General features: G+C 65.2%; 22 protein-coding genes. 12 read left to right on the top strand and 10 right to left on the bottom strand.

Features of this window, described 5'->3' with window-relative positions:
• The first annotated feature begins 2 nt into the window (after window positions 1–2).
• The 9 genes from C7389_RS04180 to C7389_RS04140 are packed head-to-tail and all read left to right on the top strand — an operon-like array spanning window position 3 to window position 10,785.
• Entirely contained in the window at window positions 3–404 is a 402-nt protein-coding gene (locus C7389_RS04180; RefSeq protein WP_133588661.1) for a hypothetical protein, read from the top strand.
• The gene (gene traW / locus C7389_RS04175; RefSeq protein ID WP_246034620.1) at window positions 401–1,033 is read left to right on the top strand and encodes a type-F conjugative transfer system protein TraW; all 633 of its coding nucleotides are present in this window, start codon (window positions 401–403) and stop codon (window positions 1,031–1,033) included. The genes C7389_RS04180 and traW overlap by 4 nt, the downstream gene beginning before the upstream one ends.
• A complete protein-coding gene (gene traU / locus C7389_RS04170; RefSeq protein WP_133588657.1) occupies window positions 1,030–2,055 on the top strand; it encodes a conjugal transfer pilus assembly protein TraU in 1,026 nt (341 codons plus the stop codon). The genes traW and traU overlap by 4 nt, the downstream gene beginning before the upstream one ends.
• A complete protein-coding gene (trbC, locus tag C7389_RS04165; RefSeq protein WP_133588655.1) occupies window positions 2,042–2,791 on the top strand; it encodes a type-F conjugative transfer system pilin assembly protein TrbC in 750 nt (249 codons plus the stop codon). The genes traU and trbC overlap by 14 nt, the downstream gene beginning before the upstream one ends.
• Before the next feature lie 9 nt (window positions 2,792–2,800).
• Entirely contained in the window at window positions 2,801–5,278 is a 2,478-nt protein-coding gene (gene traN, locus C7389_RS04160; RefSeq protein ID WP_246034619.1) for a type-F conjugative transfer system mating-pair stabilization protein TraN, read from the top strand.
• The gene (locus C7389_RS04155; RefSeq protein WP_133588653.1) at window positions 5,275–5,646 is read left to right on the top strand and encodes a hypothetical protein; all 372 of its coding nucleotides are present in this window, start codon (window positions 5,275–5,277) and stop codon (window positions 5,644–5,646) included. Before traN ends, C7389_RS04155 begins: the two co-directional genes overlap by 4 nt.
• A gap of 9 nt (window positions 5,647–5,655) precedes the next feature.
• Complete coding sequence (gene traF, locus C7389_RS04150; RefSeq protein ID WP_133588651.1) at window positions 5,656–6,501, top strand: conjugal transfer protein TraF; 846 nt, start codon at window positions 5,656–5,658, stop codon at window positions 6,499–6,501.
• Between the two features lie 12 nt (window positions 6,502–6,513).
• Complete coding sequence (locus tag C7389_RS04145) at window positions 6,514–7,974, top strand: conjugal transfer protein TraH (protein WP_211168173.1); 1,461 nt, start codon at window positions 6,514–6,516, stop codon at window positions 7,972–7,974.
• 33 nt (window positions 7,975–8,007) lie between these two features.
• Window positions 8,008–10,785, top strand: coding sequence for a conjugal transfer protein TraG N-terminal domain-containing protein (locus C7389_RS04140; RefSeq protein ID WP_133588649.1), 2,778 nt, complete (start codon window positions 8,008–8,010; stop codon window positions 10,783–10,785).
• Here C7389_RS04140 and C7389_RS04135 read toward each other — a convergent pair whose 3' ends face one another.
• From C7389_RS04135 to guaB, 7 genes are all read right to left on the bottom strand, one after another.
• Window positions 10,786–11,103 (bottom strand): hypothetical protein, encoded by a 318-nt coding sequence (locus C7389_RS04135; protein ID WP_133588647.1) that lies wholly within the window; start codon window positions 11,101–11,103, stop codon window positions 10,786–10,788. It abuts the gene before it with no gap.
• Between the two features lie 16 nt (window positions 11,104–11,119).
• On the bottom strand, window positions 11,120–11,278 hold the full coding sequence (locus C7389_RS25060) for a hypothetical protein (protein WP_211342497.1): 159 nt from the start codon (window positions 11,276–11,278) through the stop codon (window positions 11,120–11,122).
• A 5-nt stretch (window positions 11,279–11,283) separates the two neighbouring features.
• Window positions 11,284–12,354, bottom strand: a complete 1,071-nt coding sequence (locus tag C7389_RS04130) for a nucleotidyl transferase AbiEii/AbiGii toxin family protein (RefSeq protein WP_211168172.1) — start codon at window positions 12,352–12,354, stop codon at window positions 11,284–11,286.
• On the bottom strand, window positions 12,351–13,073 hold the full coding sequence (locus tag C7389_RS04125) for a DUF6088 family protein (protein WP_068635462.1): 723 nt from the start codon (window positions 13,071–13,073) through the stop codon (window positions 12,351–12,353). The genes C7389_RS04130 and C7389_RS04125 overlap by 4 nt, the downstream gene beginning before the upstream one ends.
• Window positions 13,074–13,333: 260 nt before the next feature.
• Window positions 13,334–14,614: a tyrosine-type recombinase/integrase gene (locus C7389_RS04120; protein WP_133588644.1), complete on the bottom strand. Its 1,281-nt coding sequence runs from the start codon at window positions 14,612–14,614 to the stop codon at window positions 13,334–13,336.
• Between the two features lie 220 nt (window positions 14,615–14,834).
• Window positions 14,835–16,400, bottom strand: a complete 1,566-nt coding sequence (gene guaA, locus C7389_RS04115) for a glutamine-hydrolyzing GMP synthase (RefSeq protein WP_133588642.1) — start codon at window positions 16,398–16,400, stop codon at window positions 14,835–14,837.
• A 120-nt stretch (window positions 16,401–16,520) separates the two neighbouring features.
• Window positions 16,521–17,981 carry an IMP dehydrogenase gene (gene guaB, locus C7389_RS04110; RefSeq protein WP_133588640.1) on the bottom strand — a complete coding sequence of 487 codons (1,461 nt, stop codon included), beginning with the start codon at window positions 17,979–17,981 and terminating at the stop codon, window positions 16,521–16,523.
• 79 nt (window positions 17,982–18,060) lie between these two features.
• On the opposite strand from guaB, the gene C7389_RS04105 reads away from it, so the two are divergent.
• Window positions 18,061–18,588 carry a DUF4124 domain-containing protein gene (locus C7389_RS04105; RefSeq protein ID WP_133588638.1) on the top strand — a complete coding sequence of 176 codons (528 nt, stop codon included), beginning with the start codon at window positions 18,061–18,063 and terminating at the stop codon, window positions 18,586–18,588.
• A 145-nt stretch (window positions 18,589–18,733) separates the two neighbouring features.
• On the opposite strand, the gene C7389_RS04100 is transcribed toward C7389_RS04105, so the two are convergent.
• Both C7389_RS04100 and C7389_RS04095 read right to left on the bottom strand, forming a co-directional pair.
• Entirely contained in the window at window positions 18,734–19,066 is a 333-nt protein-coding gene (locus C7389_RS04100) for an RnfH family protein (protein ID WP_133588636.1), read from the bottom strand.
• Window positions 19,067–19,068: 2 nt separating this feature from the next.
• The gene (locus tag C7389_RS04095; protein WP_133588634.1) at window positions 19,069–19,506 is read right to left on the bottom strand and encodes a type II toxin-antitoxin system RatA family toxin; all 438 of its coding nucleotides are present in this window, start codon (window positions 19,504–19,506) and stop codon (window positions 19,069–19,071) included.
• A gap of 62 nt (window positions 19,507–19,568) precedes the next feature.
• On the opposite strand from C7389_RS04095, the gene smpB reads away from it, so the two are divergent.
• Both smpB and C7389_RS04085 read left to right on the top strand, forming a co-directional pair.
• Complete coding sequence (gene smpB, locus C7389_RS04090; protein WP_281275346.1) at window positions 19,569–20,072, top strand: SsrA-binding protein SmpB; 504 nt, start codon at window positions 19,569–19,571, stop codon at window positions 20,070–20,072.
• Between the two features lie 198 nt (window positions 20,073–20,270).
• The gene (locus C7389_RS04085) at window positions 20,271–20,846 is read left to right on the top strand and encodes an NnrU family protein (RefSeq protein WP_133588630.1); all 576 of its coding nucleotides are present in this window, start codon (window positions 20,271–20,273) and stop codon (window positions 20,844–20,846) included.
• A 12-nt stretch (window positions 20,847–20,858) separates the two neighbouring features.
• Here C7389_RS04085 and C7389_RS04080 read toward each other — a convergent pair whose 3' ends face one another.
• The gene (locus C7389_RS04080; RefSeq protein WP_133588628.1) at window positions 20,859–22,418 is read right to left on the bottom strand and encodes a protein adenylyltransferase SelO; all 1,560 of its coding nucleotides are present in this window, start codon (window positions 22,416–22,418) and stop codon (window positions 20,859–20,861) included.
• Window positions 22,419–22,542: the final 124 nt, after the last annotated feature.

Below are 22,542 nucleotides of genomic sequence, written 5' to 3'. Positions count from 1 at the left end.
GCATGAAGCATCGCACCGCACCGATGTCGCGGCTCGCCCCCCGGCTCGCCGCCGTCGTCCTGGCCGCCGCCTCCGCCGCTCTGCCGGCGTGGGGACAAACCAGTCCGGCGCGCGGCCCGCTGCCAAAATCGGATGCCCACGCCGACGAGATGCCGCTCGACGACTACCTGGGCTTGCTGCAGCAGATCGCCCCCGCCGCTGAAGCCGGGGCCCGGGCCTACCTGGCGGCATTCCAGCGGCGTTGCGGCCACCCCATGCGCACCAGCGAGTTGCGCCGTGCCCTTTCCCAGGGCGACGGCGATCCGGTGCTGCTGGGGCTGATCCGCGCCAGCCACCTGCGGGATGCGGCGGGAGAAGCTCAATGGACCCGGCAGGTGCGCTGCCCTGGCGGGAGCACGCCATGACCAGACTCAAGACGCTCGTCGTCGCGACGGGTCTGAGCCTCCTTGCGCCCACCGCATTCGCCGTGGAACTGGGAGTCATCGGCCCGACCTACGAGATCAGCGAACCCCATCTGCTGCAGATGATCGAGCAGCGCTTGCGGGACATGGAACGCAGCGGCGAACTCAAGCGCCTGGAAGAAGAAGCCCGGGTCCGCGGCACCGAGACCGTGAAGCACCCGCCGCCGGTGGCGGGCCTGCACCCCACCGAAACCGCCCGGACCTTCTACGTCGATCCGAGCTTCACCCTCGATCGCAACATCCTCGGCCCCCAAGGCGAGCTGCTGTTTGCCGCCGGTACGCGCAAGAACCCGCTGGAGGTGGTGTCGCTGTCCCGGCACCTGCTGTTCTTCGACGCCCGCGACCCGCGCCAGGTCGGCCGGGCGCGGCAGCTGATGGCGTCGTACCGGGGACGCGTCAAGCCCATCCTGGTCGGCGGTTCCTACCTGGAGCTGATGAAGTCCTGGCGCATCCCCATCTACTACGACCAGCACGGCCTGCTCACGCGCCGCCTCGGCATCGCCCAGGTGCCGGCCCTGGTCTCCCAGGAGGGACTGCGGCTGCGGGTCGATGAACTGGAGCTCGCGCGATGACCCGGCGACGTCTGCCTATGCTGCCGTTCGTCCTGGCGTTGCTCCTCGGCCTCGCCACCCTGCCGGCCCGGGCCGCCGGCGCGGCCACCTGCACCGGCAAGTTCCCCAACCCCATCACCGACATTTGCTGGTCCTGCATCCTGCCCATCAGCATCGGCAGCGCCCGCGTTGCCAACTTCGGCGACCAGGAAGACACCGACAACCCGTCCAGCCCGGTCTGCAGTTGCGGCGTGAATCCGGCCATCGGGCTTTCCATCGGCTTCTGGGAGCCCGCACGGCACGTCGAAGCGGTGAGGAAGCCCTTCTGCCTCGTCTCCTTGGGCGGCGTCGATCTCGACCCGGGCATCCCGGCGCCGGAGGCCGCGCGCTTCACTCGCCCGGAAGGCGATGGCGACGGCGGCAGCTTCTACCAAGCGCACTTCTACGTGAACCCGGTGATGTACTGGCTGGAGGTCGTGACCGACTTCCCCTGCCTGGAAAAGGGCTCTTTCGACCTCGCCTACCTCACCGAGGTCGACCCGCTGTGGAATGACGACGAGCTCACCCTGATCCTCAACCCGGACGCCGTGCTCTTCGCCAATCCGGTCGCCATCGCCGCTTGCGCGGCCGGCTGCGTCGCCGCCTCGGTGGGCTTCGGCCTCAAGGAGCTCTTCTGGTGCGCCGGCTGCCAGGGCGGCATCTACCCGCTGGACGGCCACGTGCCCTACCACTTGGGCGGCGTGCGCACCGCCGCCCTGATGGCCCAGCGCCTGACCGCGAAGATGCACCGCGAACTGATCGCCTGGGGCTGGCACGGGACGCCCGGCCTGTGCGGACCGTACTTCGAGCCGGTCATGGACAAGACCGCCTACAAGACCCAGCTCACCTACCCGATCCCCAACACCGCGAAGGAGGCCGGCCGCTGCTGCCAGCCCTTCGGCCGCACCACCGTGCTCTGGGGCGCCGGCAAGGAATACCCCGTGCGCGGCGAGGACTTCGCCTTCATGTTGTTTCGCAAAAGGAACTGCTGTGTCGGCTTCTAACCCCGCCCTTCCTGCCCTCGCCTTCGCTGTTGTGCTGGCGGCGAGCGCCCAGACCCTTGCGCAGAACCCGCCGCTCGTCACCGACGCGGACATCGAACGGGTCCGCCGCGAACAGCCGACGATCTCCGATCAGGATATCGAGCAGGTGCGGCAGCGACATCGCATGCTGAGCGACGCCGAACTGCAAGCCGCGCCGGTGCCGGCCTCACCCCACATCGACGCCCTGCCGACGCCGGCGGCCCGTGCCCCGATCGACCTCGAAGCGCTCGCGCGGGGCTATGCATCGCAAGCGCAGGAGATGAGCCGAGCAGAGGGACTGGCGTCCGGGCCGGGACTCCTGGTGTTCGTCAGCCTCTCCATGCCGCAGCCCACGCTGCAGCGCCTCATCGACCAGGCCGCACGCGCCCAGGCTTCGATCGTCCTCCGGGGCTTCGCCGACGGGTCGCTGCGCACCACCGTCGCCCGGGTGCAGCGCCTCATCGGCGACCGGCAAGTGGGGGTGCAAATCGATCCGCAGGCCTTCGACCGCTATGCCGTCACCCGGGTCCCGACCTTCGTGCTGGTGCGCGATGGCGCCCGACCGGTCGCCTGCGCCAGTGGCAGCTGCGCGCCGTCCGAGATCTTCCTGCGGACCTCCGGCGACGTGAGCCTGGACTACGCGCTGGAATACATGCAGCGGTCGGCACCCGGGTTCGGCTCGGCAGCCGACATCTTCCTGAAGCGGATTCGGGGATAGGAGGCAGAGATGAACGGCCCCCAGGCTCACCTTCATTCGCTGCGCCCCACGGGGGCGCCACGCGCCTTGAGGCGGCTCGGTGGCCGGATGCGTCGCTGGGTCATCTGGATCACGCTCTTCAGTTTTGTCACGACGCAGACCACTGCCGTGGCCGGCCCGTTCGAGGAAGGCACCGCAGCCGGCCAGGCGGCCAACCCGGTGATCCGGGGGACGGTCAATGCGCCGAGCGCCTCGAGCACCGTCCCGGGTTATACCAGCACGCCGCCAGAAACCGCGTATTACGGCCAGCCTAGCTTGGCGGGGTCGGCCAATGCCCGCCTGACCGCCTGCGCCACCGCTACCGGCGATCCCGTCTGCGAGGCTCAGCGCGGGGCGATGACGTCGGCCAACACGCCGCGCGAGGCCATCTCGCCCTACGACCCGGCAGTGAGCGCCGCCCGAGCCATCGCCGCCAACCCCGCGACGACCCTGGAAGACATCGCCACCTATTACAGCGGTTGCCAGGTGGATAGCGTCCCCACACCTGCCACCGAAGACCGCGTCTGCCGCCAGTACAGCGGCACCTCCCCGTTCTCCTGCACGCGCTCCTTGAGCGTATCGGTGTCGCGCACCAGCAGTTGCACACCGGGCAACTGGTTCGCCAACGCCGCTTCGGGCCGCACCGGCCTGGATGTGCAGTGCATACCGGACAGGCCTGCCAGCCAACAGCATTTCCGGGTTACCGACCGGGGTACGCCCCTGACGTACTTCGACCTCGATATGACCACGCCGCTGACGTTTCCCCGCATGGTCGCGACGCTCCCCCGCAGCGGCTCATGGTGGTGGTGGTGGGGCAGCGGCCAGAACGGCCTGTGGGTCGCCGACAACCAGTGCGTCGGCGACAGTTGTCGGCTGACCGCCATGCTCGCCCAGGAATACCGGCGCGTCTGCACCGACGGAGGTGGCGACGCGGGCCTCGGGGACTGCGCGCTGGAGCGCCCCTTCCTCGAAGTCTATGGTGCCTGCCCGTCCGGGAGCCAGAGTGGCGACAACATCTTGCCCTGGTGGGGTTGGGGCTGGGGCGGCGACCCAGTCTCCGCCTTCGACGCGTCCGCCTGCTACGCGCCTTCCGCGGGGGCGTCCGGCCTCATCGGCTATGACATGACAGGCACCGTGCCCGGCTACTTCTGGACCAAGGACGCGCAACGTCCCGTGGTCGGCTGGCGGGTCAATCCGGCCTATGGGTCGATCCCGCAGATGGTCCTGAATTACGAACGGCCCCACACGACGGTGACCGAAACCGATCGATGGGACGACCAGTGCCCCGCCCTGAACACCGGTGGCCGCTGCACGGTGGCAGGAGCCGCACGCTGCATCGATGGCCCCGCCACCAAGGTGGTGAACGGCGCGTCCGTATCGCGTGCCTGCTGGCAGTACGAGACGACAATCGCCTGCGCGCAAGCCGCCGCGACCGACGAGTGCGCGCCTCTGATTGCGGCCGGTTGTACACCCGCAGGCACCGTCTGCCGGCAGATGAACGCGGCCACCGGTATCTGCGAGATCACCGAGAACACCTACACCTGCCCGGTGCCGCCGGGCACCACCATCACGGCAACGAACTGCCCGGCGAACGTCTTCTGCGTCGCCGGAAACTGCTTCAACACCAGCTACACCAACGACGCCGACTTCGCCCGTTCGATGTCGCTGATGGAGGCCGCGCGCGAAGCGGGCGTGTACCTCGATACCGACAACATGCAGGTCTTCAAGGGTGAGGGCAACCTCTGCCGCGACCGGTTGTTCAAGAACTGCTGCTATTCCGACTCGGCCGGTGCCGGCATGACCAACCAGAGCCTGTTCGGCACCGGCTCGCGTCTGGTTTACGACGTGCTGATGAACGCCGACAACCGCGAGTTCCTGTACCAGGGCATGCAGGCCCTGCTGCTCGGCGGCGGCTTCAGCGGCACCTTCACTACTTACGGCGTTACCGTGGCCGTCAATGGCGCCGCCCTGCCCGCCGGCTCGGCGGTCCTTTATGCGGGCGATAGCTTGGTGATCGCCTTCGATCCGTGGTCGCTCGCCATTGCCGTGGTCATCTACATCGTCATGTCCATGTCGTCCTGCAACGAGGAGGAAGGCAAGCTCGCGATGAAGGAAGGGGCCGGGCTCTGCCACAAGGTCGGCACATGGTGCTCCTCCTGCATCCGCGTTTTCGGCAAATGCGTCGCCTGCATCGAGCACACCACCGGCAAGTGCTGCTTTAACAGCAAGCTCGCGCGCATCGTCAACGAACAGGGCCGCGTGCAGGTAGGTAAGGGCTGGGGCTCCGGCAAGAACCCCGACTGCTCGGGCTTCACCATCGCGCAGCTCCAGCGCCTCGATTTCGCGGCGATGGACCTCACGGAATTCTATGCCTCCATCGTCCCGACGCTTCCCAATGTCGGAGCGATCCAGGGCAGCAATGCCGCGCGCCTCACCACCTGCTACTACGGACAGGGGAAATGCCAATGAAGCTTATCTATGCGGCAGCGCTGGCCGTGCTCGCGTCGCCCGCCCTTGCCGACGACGTATCCCGCACGCCGGTACCCGATGCGCGCCCGGTGATGCTGGCCGCCCTTCAGGCGACCGACGGGCAGGCCCATGGGATCCTCACCGGGGAGATGGCCGACGCGATCACAAAGCGCTTCGGCGCCACCTCGCCGATCTACATCGATGTGACGACCGAGAAGCGCTATGCCCAGGCCGGGTGCAGCCGCCTGAAGGTCACGTTCTGGCAGGACGGTGTCCTCCTGCCCGGCGCCACGACCCCACGCCGGCAGACGATGGACTTCGGCATCGACTACTGCCTCGACGGCCGGCCGCCGCAATTCCTGAAGTAGCCGTTCGGCATGAAACGTTCCGCGTTTCGCACGTCCGTCCGCTTGCCGCTGGCGCTGGCCTTGCTGCTGGGTGCCGGCGTGGCGTCGGCCCAGGATACCGCTGCGCGCTACTGGTCTGACAGTTGGCGCGGCTGGCATTTCTATGAGGATCCACCGGCCGCGGAACATGAACGCCCGACGTTGTCGGAGCAGGCCGTGTCCTCGGCCCCGGCCTCGAGAGCCGCGGAACTGGTCGAGTTCGAACGTCTGCAGAAAACCCTGGAGGACACCCGCAACATCGCCATCATGCGGCCGACCGAGGCGAACGTGCGGCGCTACATGGAACTCGAGTCCCAGGTTGTCGCCCGTGCCTCCTATTTCGCCGACGTCGCCCAGCGGGTGGCCTGGGCGACGCCCGAGCTCGATCCGACCCTGCAGGGGCGACCGGTCAACGCCAAAGCGCTGGAGGTGTTCGAGCAGACCCAGCAGGCCGGGCGTTCGCGCGTGATCGCGGACCTGGGCGCGGACCATGTCCTGTTCTTTTTCTATCGCTCGGACTGCCCCTACTGCCATGCCTTCGCGCCGATCCTTGCCGCTTTTCAGGCGCGCCACGGCATCCAGGTCGTCGCCGTCAGCATGGACGGCGGTCCGATGCCGGGCTTCCCCGCGGCGCGCCCGGACAACGGCATCGCCACCACCCTGAAGGTCACCCAGGTGCCCGCCGTCTTCCTGGCCCAGCCCTTCACCGGAACGATCACGCCCATCGGCTTCGGCGTGCTCTCCGAATCCCAGTTGCTGGAGCGTCTCGCCATCGTCTCGACTCCGCAGGGCGAGGCGATGCTACCCAGCGCGACGCGGCAGATCGACCTTCGATAGGAGTCCACCCACATGTCCACCCTGCCACGCCCGACGGTCCCTTCCTTCACGCGCCGGACGGCCGCGTTCGCGCTTTCCGCCCTGCTGCTCATCCCCTCCGTCCCCCTGCACGCCGGCGACCTCAACGCCGAGGTCAACGACATGTTCAACAACCTCGGCGCCATCGGTAATTACACGGCCCCCGGCGCCTTCCGCGGCCAGACCTTCAACACCTACACCGGCGGCAACCTGATGATGCGCTCGCCCAACAAGGTCTATCAGCTCGCAGCCATCCAGTTTCCCAGCGCCAAGGCGGGCTGCGGGGGGATCGACGTCTTTGGCGGCAGCTTCAGCCACATCTCGGCCGAGGAGTTCAAGAACATGCTGAGGAACATCACCGCCGCCCTGCCCGGCATTGCCTTCCAGTTGGCGCTCGAAGCGGTCTCGCCGCTGCTGGGTGGCCTCACCAAATGGGCCAAGGGCCTGGAGACCTGGATCAACAATGCCCGCATCAACTCGTGCGAGACCGCCAAGGCCATCGTCAGCACCGCCGCCGAATCGCTCGGCTACAGCTCGCAGGAAACCTGCGCCGATCTCGCCATCGAGATGGGCCTGGAGAGCGACCGCGATGCGGCGCGCCGGCGCTGCGCCACCGACCGGCCCAGCATCCTGTCCTCGGCGCGGGCCTCCAGCGATCCGAACGTGAAGAACAAGGCCCCCTTCGTCGGCAACCTCACGTGGAAGGCGCTGCAGTACACCGGTTCCTATCTCGACGATCAGGAGCGCGAGCTGATCATGAGCCTGGTCGGCACGATCATCTACTACCCGGAGGAATCAGCCCGTGACCCCGAGCCGATCGCGCCCACGCTCACGTCGATCAGCCAGTTGCTCTACGGCCAGAGCGCAGCGAGCGGCACGGATGTCATCCAGCACATCCTGAAGTGCAACGACTATACCAACTGCGACGTGGTCAGCCTGAACACCACCTACACCCACACGCCCTTCACCGCCAAGGTCGAGAACATGATGCGCTCCATCGCGGAGAAGATCGCCTCGCGCACCGCCATCCCCAACAACTCGGCCGAGGTCGGCTTCGTGAACCAGACCACCGAACCGGTCTACAAGATGCTGTCCATCGGCACCAGCATCCCGGGGTCGGGGCTGTCCGACAGCCTCATCGCCCAGTACCGCGACGTCATCGCCGCCGACTACGCCTACGTCTTCCTCGAACGCAACCTGCGTCTGGGCATGGCGGCTCTGGACAAGAACTACACCTTGCAGCAGACGCAACGCGAGCAGGCCAACCAGGTCCGCCAGCGCGCCGAGGCGATGCTCCTGCAAATCTCACAGGAGAAGAACCTGCTCTACCAGAAAGTCGGCTCGTTCCGGGCCGTGTCGAGTCACCTGGAACAGCTCGAACGCCAACTGCGTTCCAGCATGCCGCAGCACGTGATGGACATGCTCGGCCAGCAGGCCGCCTATCTGGCGCAGTAGGGCCGACAGGATAGTGCGAGGAGAACGAAGGCCATGTGGGAGATCTACGCCTACCAGAATGCCGACAGCCTGTTCGGCGTCTTCAACGCGGCGGCGGCCATCCATGCCTCGGGCGACTATGCGGCGGCGGTGGCGGCCGTGGCCTTCTGCGGCTTCGTCGCGGCACTCATTGCCTACGCCTTCGCCCCCGAGAAACTGCAGGGCTGGAAGTGGCTGGCCACCGTGGTGCTGGTGTTCTCGGTGCTGATCGTGCCCAAGGTGACCGTCGGCATCGTCGACAAGACGGGCGGCTCGGCGGTCAAGGTGGTCGACAACGTGCCCTTCGGCGTGGCCCTGCTCGGCAGCCTCACCAGCACCATCGGCCACACCCTGACCGGGTTGTTCGAGACGGCGTTCCAGGTCATCCCCGGCATCGGCGCGCTGCCCGCCGAGCTCAGTTACCAGCAGAACGGACTGATGTTCGGCAACCGCCTGATCCGCGAGACCGGCAACGTGGTGTTCCAGGACCCGGCGTTCCGCACCGACCTCATCAACTTCATCCACAACTGCACGACCTACGATCTGATCGACGGCACCCTCGATCCGGCCGCCTTCTCCACGTCGGACGATGTCTGGCCGTTGATGGCCTCGCCCAATCCCGCGCGCTTCAGCACTCTCACCAGCGCGGGCGGCAGTGTCGGCGTCGATACCTGCCCCAACGTCTATCAGAGTCTCAACGGGCGACTGCCGGCCCAGATCACTCGTATCGAGGGGCGGCTCGCCTTCCAGCTCAACCCGACCTTGCCGGGCGCCGCGGCGGCGGCGGCCATCGCCGGGCAGATCCAGCAGGCCTATCTCAAGAACAGCATCGCTACTGCCGCGGCCACCGCCGCCGACCTCATCCGGCAGAACGCCATGCTCAATGCGATCGAGGACACCAGCAAGATCGTTGGCCAGAAGGTGAACGACCCGGCGGCCATGGTACTGGCGGTTGGCCGCGCCCAAGCCGTGGCCCAGCAGAACGCGACCTGGCTCAACTACGGGAAGGTGGCCGAGCAGGCCCTGCCGGTGTTCCGCAACGTTGTCGAGGCGGTGACCTACGCGATGTTCCCGCTCTTCGTCCTGCTCCTCCTGCTCACCAGCGGCCGCGAGACCATGATCGCCTTCAAGGGCTACGCGGCGGTGCTGATCTGGATCCAGTTGTGGCCCCCGCTCTACGCCATCCTCAACTACATGGCCTCGATCTACGCGGCCTACGATCTGGCGGCCGCGGCGGACCTTGGCACGGGCACCAAGGCGCTGGCCCTGCAGACCGCCTCGACGATCTATTCGCGTGCGATCTCGGGCGAGGCCGTCGTCGGCTACTTGGCGATGAGTATCCCCTTCATCGCCTGGGCGGCCTTGAAGCGTATGGAAAACTTCGGGACGGCGCTGATCGGCGGCCTGTCGGGCCTGCAGGCGATGATCGCGGGTGGCACCTCGGCCTCGACCGTCGGCAACGTCTCCATGGGGAACGTGGGGCTGGACCAGATGCACCTGGCGCCCAACCGCAGCTCGGCCTTCATGCACAGCTGGCAAAACGACCTGAGCGGGAACACCTTCTCGTCGAATGCCCTGACCGGACGGACGGCCGTCAGCCTGCTGCGCAACCAGGGCTTTGCGTCGCGGATGGTCTCGATGCGTGTGTCCGAACAGGATGTGGTGCAGGCCAGTCGGCAAGCCGATGCCGCGCGCGGCGAAGCAATCTCAGCAAATACCGAGCGATCAGCGGCGCTCACCGAGACCTTTACACGAGGCCTGGCAAAACTCCGATCCCTACGCAGCAGTAGTGGTACGGTCTCAAGCAGCTTCGAGCAAACGGGCGAGACCCTCAACCGGCTGGATCAGATCTCGAAAAACGTGGCAGACAGCACCGGATTGACCCAGAGCCAAGTGGCGCAGATAGCCTTTGGCGCTGCCGGCCACCTGGGGATCAATACCCCCGTAGCGGGCGCGGAACTTCAGGCCCGCGCCGGGAAGAACTACATGTCGGGTCTATCGGCTGCCCAGCAGAAGGTGCTCAACAGCCTCACACAAGAGCAGATTGCGGAGTTCAAGCAGTTTGGCGATCGGGTGTCGAGGGATTCGAGCCTCATCAACAGTTTCGCCAAGGACTCCCGCGAGGCCCAGGACATGTCGTCGCGGCTCGCCAGCGCCATGTCTCGAGCCGAGCGGGCCGATGCCACTTTCGCCGAAAGAACGGCCTTTGCAGAGCGTCTCTCACTGGCCAGGGACCGCGGAGAATCCCTTTCCATTGATATCGCCCAGGACCCGCACAACCTGGAGATGTTCCTGCGCTACGCCGAGCAGTATGGCGGCGACAGCGCCTCGGCGCTCTCCATGTTTGAGGCAGAACTCGCTCGCCAAGGGCTCAGGCCAAACCGGGTGTTTTCCGATGGCACCGCTCTACCCACTTCGTTCGAAGACGTGCGCGTCCTGCACGATCGGCACACCTCGGACCCGGCCCTGTCGCCCGATCTCTCGGCCTCGGATCAACAGCACCGCGCAACAGTTGCGCACTCCAACCGACCCGCCCCGAGCGCTCACTCGGACACGAGCCCGCCTTCGCTGCGAAACGACGTACAGACTGAGGGCATGGCCATCAGGAATGAAACCGCTTCGGCCAGATCCACCTTTGACCGAAAGGCAGAGATCGTCGACACGGCAGATGGCACCTTGGCCACCAAGAAATCCCTGCTCAAGCAATCGGGCAAGCAGGTGGTCGATGATGGCGCAGCATCGATCGAGAACGCGAAGGAAGTGGTGAAAGATCTGCTTCGAAAGGACGAGTGATCAATCGGCCATTCCGCCAGTTCCGCCGAACTGTTTGCTGTCCGGGGACGGCGGCTTCATGAACTGCGGATGGCCCTCGTCGCGCCAGTAGTTTTCCATGAGGTCTTGCGAGGAGGTACCGAGCCCGCGGAGGGCGTCGTCCCGACGAGGCGTCGGGCGACCGCGACCGATTCGCGACAGGGCCGCGCCAGCGATTGCGCCGATAAGGGCGCCAAGCCCCATCATGAACACTTTGAGGGCCAATGTCTCGCCAAGCGACGACAACAAGCCAATGGCCGCCCCTGCTATAACGAATCCGATGACAACGAGTTTTCTCATTTCGGCCTCCTCGGTGTCAGCCTACATCGGACGGTGCAGGCTTCAAGCCCACGAACACTACCCCATTCGCATTTCCACCGCCAAGGGCTTCCAAGCCTGCCCAGACGGCGGGTGAAATCACCTGCTCGGTTCGTGCCCGCGGCCCATTCTCCCGGTCGCTGAAGTAGTCGTTCACGGAGCTCAGTCCTTCGGCGCGAGCGATGCGGCAACCGCTGCCCCATTGACGATCTGTTCGAAGCGCTCAATGCTGGCAAGTACCACGTCAAGCTGCGGAACGTCGCCGAAGACCATGCCAGCCATCGCTGCGTAGTCTTTGGCGAGCGCTTCACCCATCGCCGGACTGGGTACGAGCGTGAATGTGCCGGGTTGAGCGGCATCCAGCCCCAGGTCGGCACTGCCGAAGAACAGCCTCGCGTGCTGGGCGCAGTCGATGGCAAGCGCATGATCGGCTTGCCACTCGGACGATGCCGATGCCTGCATCAGGCGGTGCACATCGTAGTAGTGGCGCGAGACGCGCTGTCCGCCGTGCCGGAGTTCGCCGCGGCGGTCATGCCATTGTCGCAGGCCGTGGAGGATGATGACCTTGTCCCAGAAGGTGCGCTCTGGCTTCACGGTGGTGACGTTACCCACTGCCAGATGCAACCCGGGCAGATCTTGTGCGACGTACGGTACGACCGAAGCTGCGATATGCGGGTCCAGCGCCGACTTCGCACCGGATTCGATCTTGACGGCTGAGCGGATGTAGCTGTCGGCCGCGGGCGTGACGGCGGGATACCAGAACAGCAGGCTCTGGCCGTCCTTGTCGTCTGGGTCGAGTTCCAACCGGAAACGCCCTTGCGGGATGACGGCGGCGGCGACTTGGGTGAATTGGTTCGTCAAAGGGCCGGCGATGTACGCTTGGCACGCCGTGCGGATGGATTCAAGACGCGCACGACGTTTCTTCCCGCTCAAGGCTTCCAGTTCCGCCACGTCGGCCGCTTGCCCCAAGTCGTCCCGGAAGACCGTGATATCGATGTCCTCGGAAAAACGGGAGATCAGGCCGAACGCCTTGGACAGGGAAGTGCCCCCTTTGAACAGAAGCCGGGGCCCGCCCGCCGCCAAGCCGTTGAACAACACGTCCAGGGTCCAGCAGACCCAGAAGTCCTTTTCGACGTTCTGGACCGCCGTGCCGAGACGGGCAGCAGCGCCCAGAAATAGATCGAGCCGGTCGGCGTCGGCGGCGGTGATCACCTCACGGAAGGATGGGTTCAACTGGCCCTCCCTGCGCTTCCAAGGGAACCGGGACTCGCCGATCGCTTCACGCTGCTTAGCGGTTGCGGAGTCTTCTTGGCCACGGCGACCAGCGGGTCGCATTCGGGCAGCTCACGGATCAGGCTTTGCATCCACGCTGGCAAGGTATTGAACCCGTCAAGCAGATCCTGGCGGAGTGCCATGCCATGGGTCGGATCGGCCAGCAGCTGGCTCAGGCGGTTCAGGATGCGGTCGCGGTCGGAGACCAACGTGTCTTTCAGCCAGTGCAGCGCTTGTACGACCCGCATGGCAGGACGACCGGCCCAGTAGAGACGACTGGGCGCGGTCTGCTTGAAGTCGATGGTCAGCTTGTCGAGTTTGATCGCCCGGCGGCGTGCATCGGTGTGTATGGTGACGCGGGCCGGGACGGCGTCCGTCAAGCCGAGATCGTTCGCCGCCGTCATGCCATCCACCAACAGACGCAGTTGGTCGCGCCGAGCAATGGCCTCGACGATTGCGCGATAGTCCGGGGTGGTGGGACGCTGGGTCAGACGGTTAATGGTGGGTTTGTCGTACAACCCACGGTCGATACGACGCAGGTCGCCCGCCAGCACCATGCGTTGAAGCGTCTTGTCGATTGCATCACGGTTGCCGAGGTGTGCGAAGTCGGTCGGCACCCAGACATGGCCGGCACCGGCGGCGGTGATCTGCGAGGAGATGGCGGATTTGAGATCGGACATAGGGGCACCTTGTCCGATATTTGTACAGCTTTTTCGGACAATCGGCAAGAATCGATGTCCGAAATTTGTAGATATTTTTCGGACGTATGCGGACAGCCACCTTCCAGCCGCCCGGCACTCAACGACGAATCCGAGGGCCACAGACAGCGTCGCCCACAGCGGCAAGATCAACGCTACAGGGCCGACTTACGCCCATCCAACGCGTCAGGAGCATAGTTTTTCCCGGCGTTACCATACAGACGGCGTAAGCACGCGCATCATCAAGCGATGCCGACACCTCGTCGGATGGGCACCACATTGGCGCCACTCTTGATCCAGCCATCCAGCATATCGGCCCAGGTTTGAAGCATCGCTCTTCGCTGTTCGGCGTACTCGGCCTTGTTGTAGATCGCACGCACACCGCGCTGCTCATGAGCTAGGCACTTCTCGATCCAATCGCTGTTGAAGCCGGCTTCATGGAGCAATGTACTGGCCGTGCGGCGCAGGTCATGCACGGTGAAGGGCTCGAAATCTTCACCGCGGTCACGGATCAACTTCACGGTGGCATCGATGACCCGGTTCAACGTCGCCGCGCTGATCGGCAATTCCGTCTCGTAACGCCCCGGATGCAGGTACGAACTGGCACTGAAACAGGTCTTGAAGGCGACCAGGATATCCAACGCCTGCTGGCTGAGATACACGTTGTGAGGGCGTCCCGCCTTCATGCGTTCCTTCGGGATCGTCCATATCGCCGTCTCGAAGTTCACCTCATCCCATGTCGCCTCGATGAATTCCGACTTGCGCACCAGCGTCAGCAGCATGAACTTGACCGCCAGACGCAGTGTGGACATGGTCGCAGTCTGATCGAGCGCATTGAAAAATGTATGGATCTCGGCCGGTGACAGGGCCCTGTCTCGAGCTTTGAACGTGGCGATGGCGCTGGGTCGAATCGCCTCCGCTGGGTTTTCGATCTTCAGTCCGCGCGCCTGGATGAATCGAAAAACCTGCTGCACGATTTCGCGCGCTTGAACCGCTGGTGCTGCGGCCCCCCGTTCCTTGATCTTCTCGCACCTCGCCATAAGGCGCACCGGCGTGATTTCTTCCAACTTCAGCCGGCCAAATTCCTCCGCCAAGTTGCGCTCATAGACCGACTTTCGCATAGACCGGGTGGACTCAGCCAAGTGCGCTTCAGCGAAGTACTTTTCCGCCCACTTGCCAAACGTTAACGCGTCCGCAGCCTCGACTCGTTTTTCAACCTTGGTACGCGAAGGGCTCTCGCCTTGCTCCACAGATCGGTGCGCCCGCGCCAGCAGAAGTCGCGCCTCCGCCAGGCTCAAGGACATCCCGTAGTCCAGTTCCACCAGATCACGCGGCTTCTTGGCCCCGAGATTCGGATCGTACTGGCCGATCACCAGGGTTTCACGGCGACCATTCACCCGGTAATCAAACCGGAAACTGACCACTCCTGTCCGCGTGACAGCGACGTAGAGCCCCTGCTGATCAGCAACCTTGTAGATCTTTCCCGTGGGCTTCAGCGCCTTCAACTTCAAGTCAGTGAGCATCTCATCCCCCGAACCGATACCGTCCACTGATACCGTCAGGGCATTTGACGGTATCAACTTTGGTCGTTCAAGGCCGGCTCTTCGATACCGTCACCAATACCGCCAATTTGGGCGCGCTTTAGTGAGGCGAGTTGAGACCAGATGAGACGCTAACCAGTTGTCAGGGCTTGCTTTTCTCCGGAACACCGGACGACATGGGACGACCTGACACGAAGATAATTTATTCCCACTCAATCGTCGCGGGCGGCTTGCCCGAGATGTCATACACGACCCGGTTGATGCCGCGCACCTCGTTGATGATGCGGTTGCTGACCTTGCCCAGCAGGCTGTGCGGCAGTTCCGCCCAGTGGGCGGTCATGAAGTCCTGGGTCTGCACGGCACGCAGGGCAACGACGTACTCATAGGTACGACCGTCGCCCATCACGCCCACGCTCTTTACCGGCAGGAAGACGGCGAAAGCCTGGCTGGTCTTGTCATACCAGTCGGCGGCGCGCAGTTCATCAATGAAAATCGCATCAGCCCGGCGCAGAAGATCAGCGAACTCCTTCTTGACCTCGCCGAGGATACGTACCCCGAGGCCTGGACCGGGGAAGGGGTGGCGATAGACCATGTCGTGCGGCAGGCCGAGGGCGACGCCGAGTTCGCGTACCTCGTCCTTGAACAGCTCACGCAGCGGCTCCAGCAGCTTCAGGTTCAGGGTCTCCGGCAGGCCACCGACGTTGTGGTGGCTCTTGATCGCATGTGCCTTGCCGGTCTTGGCGCCGGCAGATTCGATCACGTCCGGGTAGATGGTGCCCTGGGCCAGCCACTTCGCCTTCGGCAGCTTCTGCGCCTCGGCCTGGAAGACTTCGACGAACTCACGGCCGATGATCTTGCGCTTCTGCTCCGGATCGGACACCCCCTTCAGATGGCCCATGAACTGCTCGGTCGCGTCCACATGGACCACCCGTACGCCGAGCGAACGGCCGAAGGTCTCCATGACCTGCTCCGCCTCGTTCAAGCGCAGCAGGCCGTTGTCCACGAACACGCAGGTGAGCTGTTCGCCGATAGCGCGGTGCAGCAGCGCTGCTGCCACCGAGGAGTCCACGCCGCCGGAGAGGCCGAGGATGACTTCCTCGTCACCCACCTGCTCACGGATCCTGGCCACCGCTTCGGCGATGTAGTCCGGCATGTTCCAGTCATGACCGCAACCGCAGATGTCATGGACGAAGCGGGCGATCATCTCCTTGCCTTTGATGGTGTGGGTGACCTCCGGGTGGAACTGCACGCCGTAGAAGCCGCGCTCCTCGTCCGCCATCGCGGCCACCGGGCAGGATTCGTTGCTGCCGATCACCTTGAAGCCGGCAGGCAGCTCGGTGACCTTGTCGCCGTGGCTCATCCACACGTCGAGCAGGCCGTGGCCTTCGTCGTTGCTGCGATCCTGGATGCCGTTGAACAGCTTGGAATGACCACGGGCGCGGATCTCGGCGTAGCCGAACTCGCGCTTGGACGAACTCTCCACCTTGCCGCCCAGCTGTTCCGCCATGGTCTGCATGCCGTAGCAGATGCCGAGCACCGGCACACCCAGCTCGAACACGGCCTGCGGCGCACGCCAATCCACCGCGTCGTACACCGAGTTGGGGCCACCGGACAGGATCACGCCGTGCGGCGCGAAGTCGCGGATGAACTGCTCGGAAACATCGTAGGGATGCAGTTCGCAATAGACCTGTTGCTCGCGCACGCGACGCGCGATCAGCTGGCTGACCTGGGAACCGAAATCGAGGATGAGGATTTTGTGGTGATTCATGCCGGGACGGGATCTAGCCTTGCGGCTCGCTGAAGTAGAAAGGCGCCCGGAGCAATACCGGGCGCCACGCAATCGGACCGGAAGCGAGCCCCCAGAGGCCCACCCGGCGAGAAGAAACGCTCAATCCACGTGGTAGTTCGGCGCTTCCTTGGTGATCTGCACGTCATGCACATGCGACTCGCGCACGCCCGCCGAAGTGATTTCGACGAACTCGGCACGCTCGTGCATCGCCGCAATGCTCTCGCAGCCCACGTAGCCCATGGAGGCGCGCAGGCCGCCGACCAGCTGGTGGATCACCGCGCCGACCGGCCCCTTGTAGGGCACACGACCTTCGATGCCTTCCGGCACCAGCTTCTCCACATTGGCCGAACTGTCCTGGAAGTAGCGGTCGGCAGCACCCTGCTGCATCGCGCCCAGCGAACCCATGCCGCGGTAAGCCTTGTAGGAGCGGCCCTGGTAGAGCACGGTTTCGCCCGGCGATTCCTCGGTACCCGCGAACAGGCCGCCCAGCATCACCGCGTTGGCGCCCGCCGAAATTGCCTTGGCGATGTCGCCGGAGAAGCGCACGCCACCGTCACCGATCAGCGGCACGCCGCTGCCTTTCAGTGCCGTGGCAACGTTATCGATGGCGGTGATCTGCGGCACGCCCACGCCAGCCACGATACGGGTGGTGCAGATGGAACCGGGGCCGATACCCACCTTGACCGCGTCCGCGCCGGCATCCACCAGCGCACGAGCGGCGTCGCCGGTAGCGATATTGCCGCCGATCACCTCGACCTGCGGAAAGTTATTCTTCACCCAGCGCACACGATCCAGCACACCTTGGGAGTGACCGTGGGCCGTATCGACGATGATGACGTCAACCCCAGCCTCTGCCAGCAGTTCCGCGCGCTCCTCGGTGCCGGCGCCGACGCCGATCGCCGCGCCGACGCGCAGGCGGCCAAGCTCGTCCTTGGCGGCGTCCGGATGCTCGGTGGACTTCATCATGTCCTTCACGGTGATCAGGCCGCGCAACTCCCCAGCTTCGTTCACCACCAGCACCCGCTCCAGGCGATGCTTGTGCAGCAGCGCGCGGGCTTCATCCAGGCTGGTGCCTTCCTTCACCGTCACCAGGCGGGACTGCGGCGTCATGATGGCCGACACCGGTTGATCCAGGTTCGTCTCGAAGCGCAGATCGCGGTTGGTGACGATACCGACAACCTTGGTGCCTTCCAGCACCGGCAGGCCGGAGAAACGGTGCTGACGGGTCAGCGTCACCACCTCGCGCACGCTCATCGTGGGCGGAATCGTGATCGGGTCCTTCAGCACACCCGACTCGAACCGCTTCACCTTCAGCACCTCTGCCGCCTGCTCCTTCGCCGACAGGTTCTTGTGCACGATGCCAAGCCCGCCTTCCTGCGCGAGCGCAATGGCCAGGCGGGCCTCGGTAACGGTGTCCATCGCGGCGGACAGCAGGGGGATGTTGATTTGAATGCGGCGCGTCAGTTGCGTACGCAGGCTGACATCGCGCGGGAGGACCGTGGAGTGGGCGGGCACGAGAAGGACGTCATCGAACGTCAGCGCCTTCTGGATCACTCGCATGGCTTCTATCCTTTCGACCAAATCCGTATTATACAGACCGCCCTCGCGCCGTGTAAGCGGTGTATTCCGGAGATTGCCGATGCTGCGCCCCGCCCTCCTCCTGGTCGCCCTGCTTGCCGCATTTCCTGCCGCGGCCGAGATCTACAGCTGGCGCGACAAGGAAGGCCGCCTGCATTACTCCGACGTGCCTCCGCCCGAAGGCGAGGTGAAAACGCTGCGCAATGCCCGCAGCACAACCGCGCCTAGCACGCCCGAAGCTGCTGCTGGTGAAACCAACGGCAGCACCGCCGGCCAGGCGCCGGCAAACGTACCGCCGGGGACCGCAGGCACCTCCAACGCGCCCAAGACCATGGCAGACCGCGAGCTCGAGTTCCGCCAGCGGCGGACGGCCCAGGCCGAAGCGGAGGCCAAGGCAGAAAAGGAGCGCGCCGATGCCGCTCAACGCCAGCGGGCATGCGAGCAGGCCCGCAGTCAGCTCGCCGCGCTGGAAAGCGGCCAGCGCATCGCCCGTTTCACCAATACCGGCGAGCGTGCCTTCCTGGACGACAGCTCCCGCATGAACGAGATCAACGAGGCACGGACGCAGGTCGAGCAGCTTTGCCGTTGATCGGGCGCCATTAACCTGCCAACTGCCAAGGCGGACTTGTTCAGCACTGTCGGCCCCGCAGGAGGCGACCTCGTCCAACTGACACCGACGGCCCCGAGCCAACACGGAAAGCACCAAGACCAAGGCACACCGCCCCCGTGCCGCCTCACTCCTCGGCAGCCGGCGCGCCCTTGCGGCGCGCCTTCTTCACCGCCTTGCCCTCATCTGCACGCTGCCTGCGCACCGCCTTAGGATCGGCGATCAGCGGACGGTAGATCTCCACCCGGTCCTTGTCGCGCAGCACGACGTCGCCCTTCACCAAGCGCGCGAAGATTCCGAGTTTGTTGGCTCCATCGAGATCGATTTCCGGATGCTTCTGCAACAGCCCGGACGCCTCGACCGCTTCACGGGCGGTGGCGCCGGCGGGGAGACGCAGCTTGATAAGCTCCTGGCGCTGCGGCAGTGCATAGACGACCTGGACGTCTATCGCGTCGCTCATGTTCAGCCCTTCTGGTAGACCTGCGAGGCGCGCTTCACGAAGGAGTCGACGAAGGTGTTAGCGATGTGGTTAAAGACCGGCCCCAGCGCCTTCTCGAACAGCTTGTTGGAGAACTGGTAGCGCAACTGGAATTCGACCTTGCAGGCGGTCTCTCCCAGTGCGGTGAAGCGCCAGGTGCCGTCCAGATGGGTGAACGGGCCTTCCTTGAGGCGGATCAGCATCTCATGGGGAAAACGCTTGTCGTTCTCGGTGCTGAAGTGCGCCTTGATGCCGTGATAGCTGATGTGCAGCGTCGCCGCGGTCAGCGTCTCGGTACGCTGGTGCACATCGGCGCCGCCGCACCAGGGCAGGAACTGGGGATAGTCTTCGCAGCGATCCACCAGTTCGAACATCTGCGCGGGGGTGAACTCGATCAGGACGAGCTTGTTGACTTCGGCCATAGGTCGGGGGAACGGGCGCGTCGCCGAACTGCTAAAATGGTCGATTCTACCGCAAGCCGGGCGTGCCGCCCGCATCCGCCGGCCACGCCGGCGGGAAACGCAGCCGGACTACGCACACCATGAGCATCATCGACAACCGCAAGGCTTATCACGACTACTTCATCGAGGAAAAATACGAGGCCGGCCTCGTGCTCGAAGGCTGGGAAGTGAAGGCGATCCGGGCCGGGCGGGCGAACATCAAGGAAGCCTACATCATCGTCCGCGGCGAGGAGATCTTCATCCTCGGCATGCACATCACGCCGCTGAGCAGCGCCTCCACTCACATCCGCACCGACCCTACCCGCACCCGCAAGCTGCTGCTGCATGCGGGTGAGATCGCCAAACTGATCGGCAAGGTGGAGCGCGCCGGCTTCACCCTGGTCCCGCTGGACCTGCACTACAGCAAGGGCCGGGTGAAGGCCGAGATCGGCCTGGCCAAGGGCAAGAAGCAGTACGACAAGCGGGAGGACGAGAAGAAGCGCGATTGGGACCGGGAAAAAGCGCGGCTGATGCGCGTGAAGGCCTGAGCGTCTGCCCGGCTTCCAGCATCGCCCTCCTCCGCCGCCGGTTCGGCCCCCTCGTCCACCGCGGCATGCCCGGCGCGCCGGAGGGTTGCTTCCCAACTGAACGCCCAGCCGCATCCAGATGCCTGCAGGCCGGCCTCTGGCACCCATGACGAAAGCCATTTGCCGTTAAGCTTCGAGACTCGTCCCCAGGAGCTTCGTATGAGCTTTCTCGTTGCCGGCCTGCTGCTTTTCCTTGGAACTCACCTGATACGCGTCTGCGCCGCCAGCTGGCGCAGCGAGCAGATCGCACGCATGGGGCCAAACGCCTGGCGGGGCCTCTACTCCGCCTTTGCCTTGCTCGGCTTCGCCCTCATCGTCTGGGGATACGGAGAAGCGCGGCTAATGCCCACCATGCTGTGGGTGCCGCCCGTATGGACCCGCCATCTCGCCGCGCTGCTGACCCTGCCCGCCTTCATCCTGCTGGTCGCGGCCTATGTGCCGGGCTGCAGGATCAAGGCCGCCATCGGCCATCCCATGGTCGCCGGCACCAAGCTGTGGGCCCTCTCTCACCTGCTGGCCAACGGCAATCTGGCGGACGTGCTGCTGTTTGGCGGCTTCCTCGCCTGGGCGATCGTGGTGTTCGCCGCCGCTCGCCGGCGGGACCGGGAAGCCGGCGTGCGCTACCCGGTCGGGCCACCGAGCCGCGATGCGGTTGCGGTGGTCGGCGGCATCGTCGCCTGGGCGGTGTTCGCCCGCTTCCTGCATGAGCCGCTGATCGGCGTGCAACCCTTCTGACGCAGCCGGCGTTCAGGAACTGCAGGACAGCATGGAACATCCCGCCCGCTGGCGCGCCCAGTCGGGCCTCTTCTGCGCATAGGCTTCGCGGCCCGGCTGCTCCTCGTAGGGACGGCGCATGACGTCCAGCAACTCCTCGACCGGCTTCAGATCGCCCGCCTCCGCCGCGTCTATCGCCTGCTGCGCCAGGTAATTGCGCATCACATAGCAGGGGTTGGCGGCATTCATGCGGGCGCGGCGCGCTTCGGGATCCAGCCCTTCGCTGCGCACCTGCGCGGCATGGGTTTGGAGCCAGGCCTGGAATTCCTCGGCGGTGCTCCGGCGCTTGTCCTCGTCATAGAAGACGTTGGCAAACAGGGCTGCATCCGGCGTGGCAGGATCGAGCTCGGCGAGGCGGCGGAAGAACAAAGTCATGTCGATCTCCGCCCGCACCATCAGCGAATGCAGGGCATTGACACCGGCGAGGTCGGCCTCCCCCAGTTGCGCCAGCCCCAGCTTGTCCGCGGTCATGCGGCGGCTTTCCACGTCATAGACCTCGGCATAGGCGGTGAGCGCGGCCTGCAGCGGCTCTGCCGCGCCGATGGCGGGATAAATGGCGTTGGCCAGCTGTGCCAGGTTCCAGTGGGCGATGCGCGGCTGGTGGCCGAAGCGGTAGCGGCGGCCGGCGGCGTCGGTCGTATTCGGCGTCCAGCCAGGGTCGAAGTTGTCCACCCAGCCGTAGGGGCCATAGTCGATGGTGAGACCGAGGATGGACATGTTGTCGGTGTTCATCACGCCATGTACGAAGCCCACCCGCATCCAGTGCGCAACCATCAGCGCGGTCCGCTCGCACACCTCCCGGAACCAGCGTATGCGTCTCTCCTTGCCGCCGCCGCCGAGTTCGGGAAAATCGCGGTCTATGGTGAAGTCGATCAGCTTTTCCAGCAGTTCCTGGTCGCCGCGCGAGGCGAATATCTCGAAATTGCCGAAACGGATGAAGGACGGGGCGACGCGGCAGACCACCGCGCCCGGCTCGGCCTTGGGATTGCCGTCGTAGAACATGTCGCGCATCACCTGCTCTCCGGTGCCAACCAGGCACAACGCGCGGGTGGTGGGCACGCCCAGGTGATGCATCGCCTCGCTGCAGAGGAATTCCCGGATGGAGGAGCGCAGCACCGCGCGGCCATCGGCCCGGCGGGAATAAGGTGTGGGGCCCGCCCCTTTCAGTTGCAGCTCCCAACGCTCGCCCCGCTGGTTGATGGTCTCGCCCAGGGTGATCGCCCTGCCATCGCCCAGTTGCCCGGCCCAGTTGCCGAACTGGTGGCCGCCATAGCAGGCGGCATAGGGCTCCATGCCCTCCAGCAGCGCGTTGCCGCCGAAGACGTCGGCGAAGCCCTCGGAGCGGACATCCTCCGGCTCCAGATCCAGCAACGCCGCCACCTCGCGCGACCAGGCCAGCAGGCGCGGCGCGGCCACCGGAGTGGGCATCACCCGCGAGTAGCAGGCGCCATGCACCTGGCGCAGCCGGGGGCCGGTTTCCGGATCGGCGGGCAGTTCACGGATGAAGCGGTTGTCGAAAGTCAGGTTTCTCATCTGTCGGGGTTCCGTTGCGGAATGTTGTCGTTGTCGGCTTCGCCACAGGTGAGAGCGGCGGCCTCCGGCTTGGTTCTCGAAGACCGGCCCGGATGGAAGGCACAGCAGCAAGGAGCAGGCCAGC

It is taken from the genome of Azoarcus indigens (assembly GCF_004361735.1).
GTDB lineage: Bacteria > Pseudomonadota > Gammaproteobacteria > Burkholderiales > Rhodocyclaceae > Azoarcus > Azoarcus indigens.
Note: the sequence above shows the minus strand (reverse complement) of the source record. Positions and strands in the feature narration are given on the sequence as shown.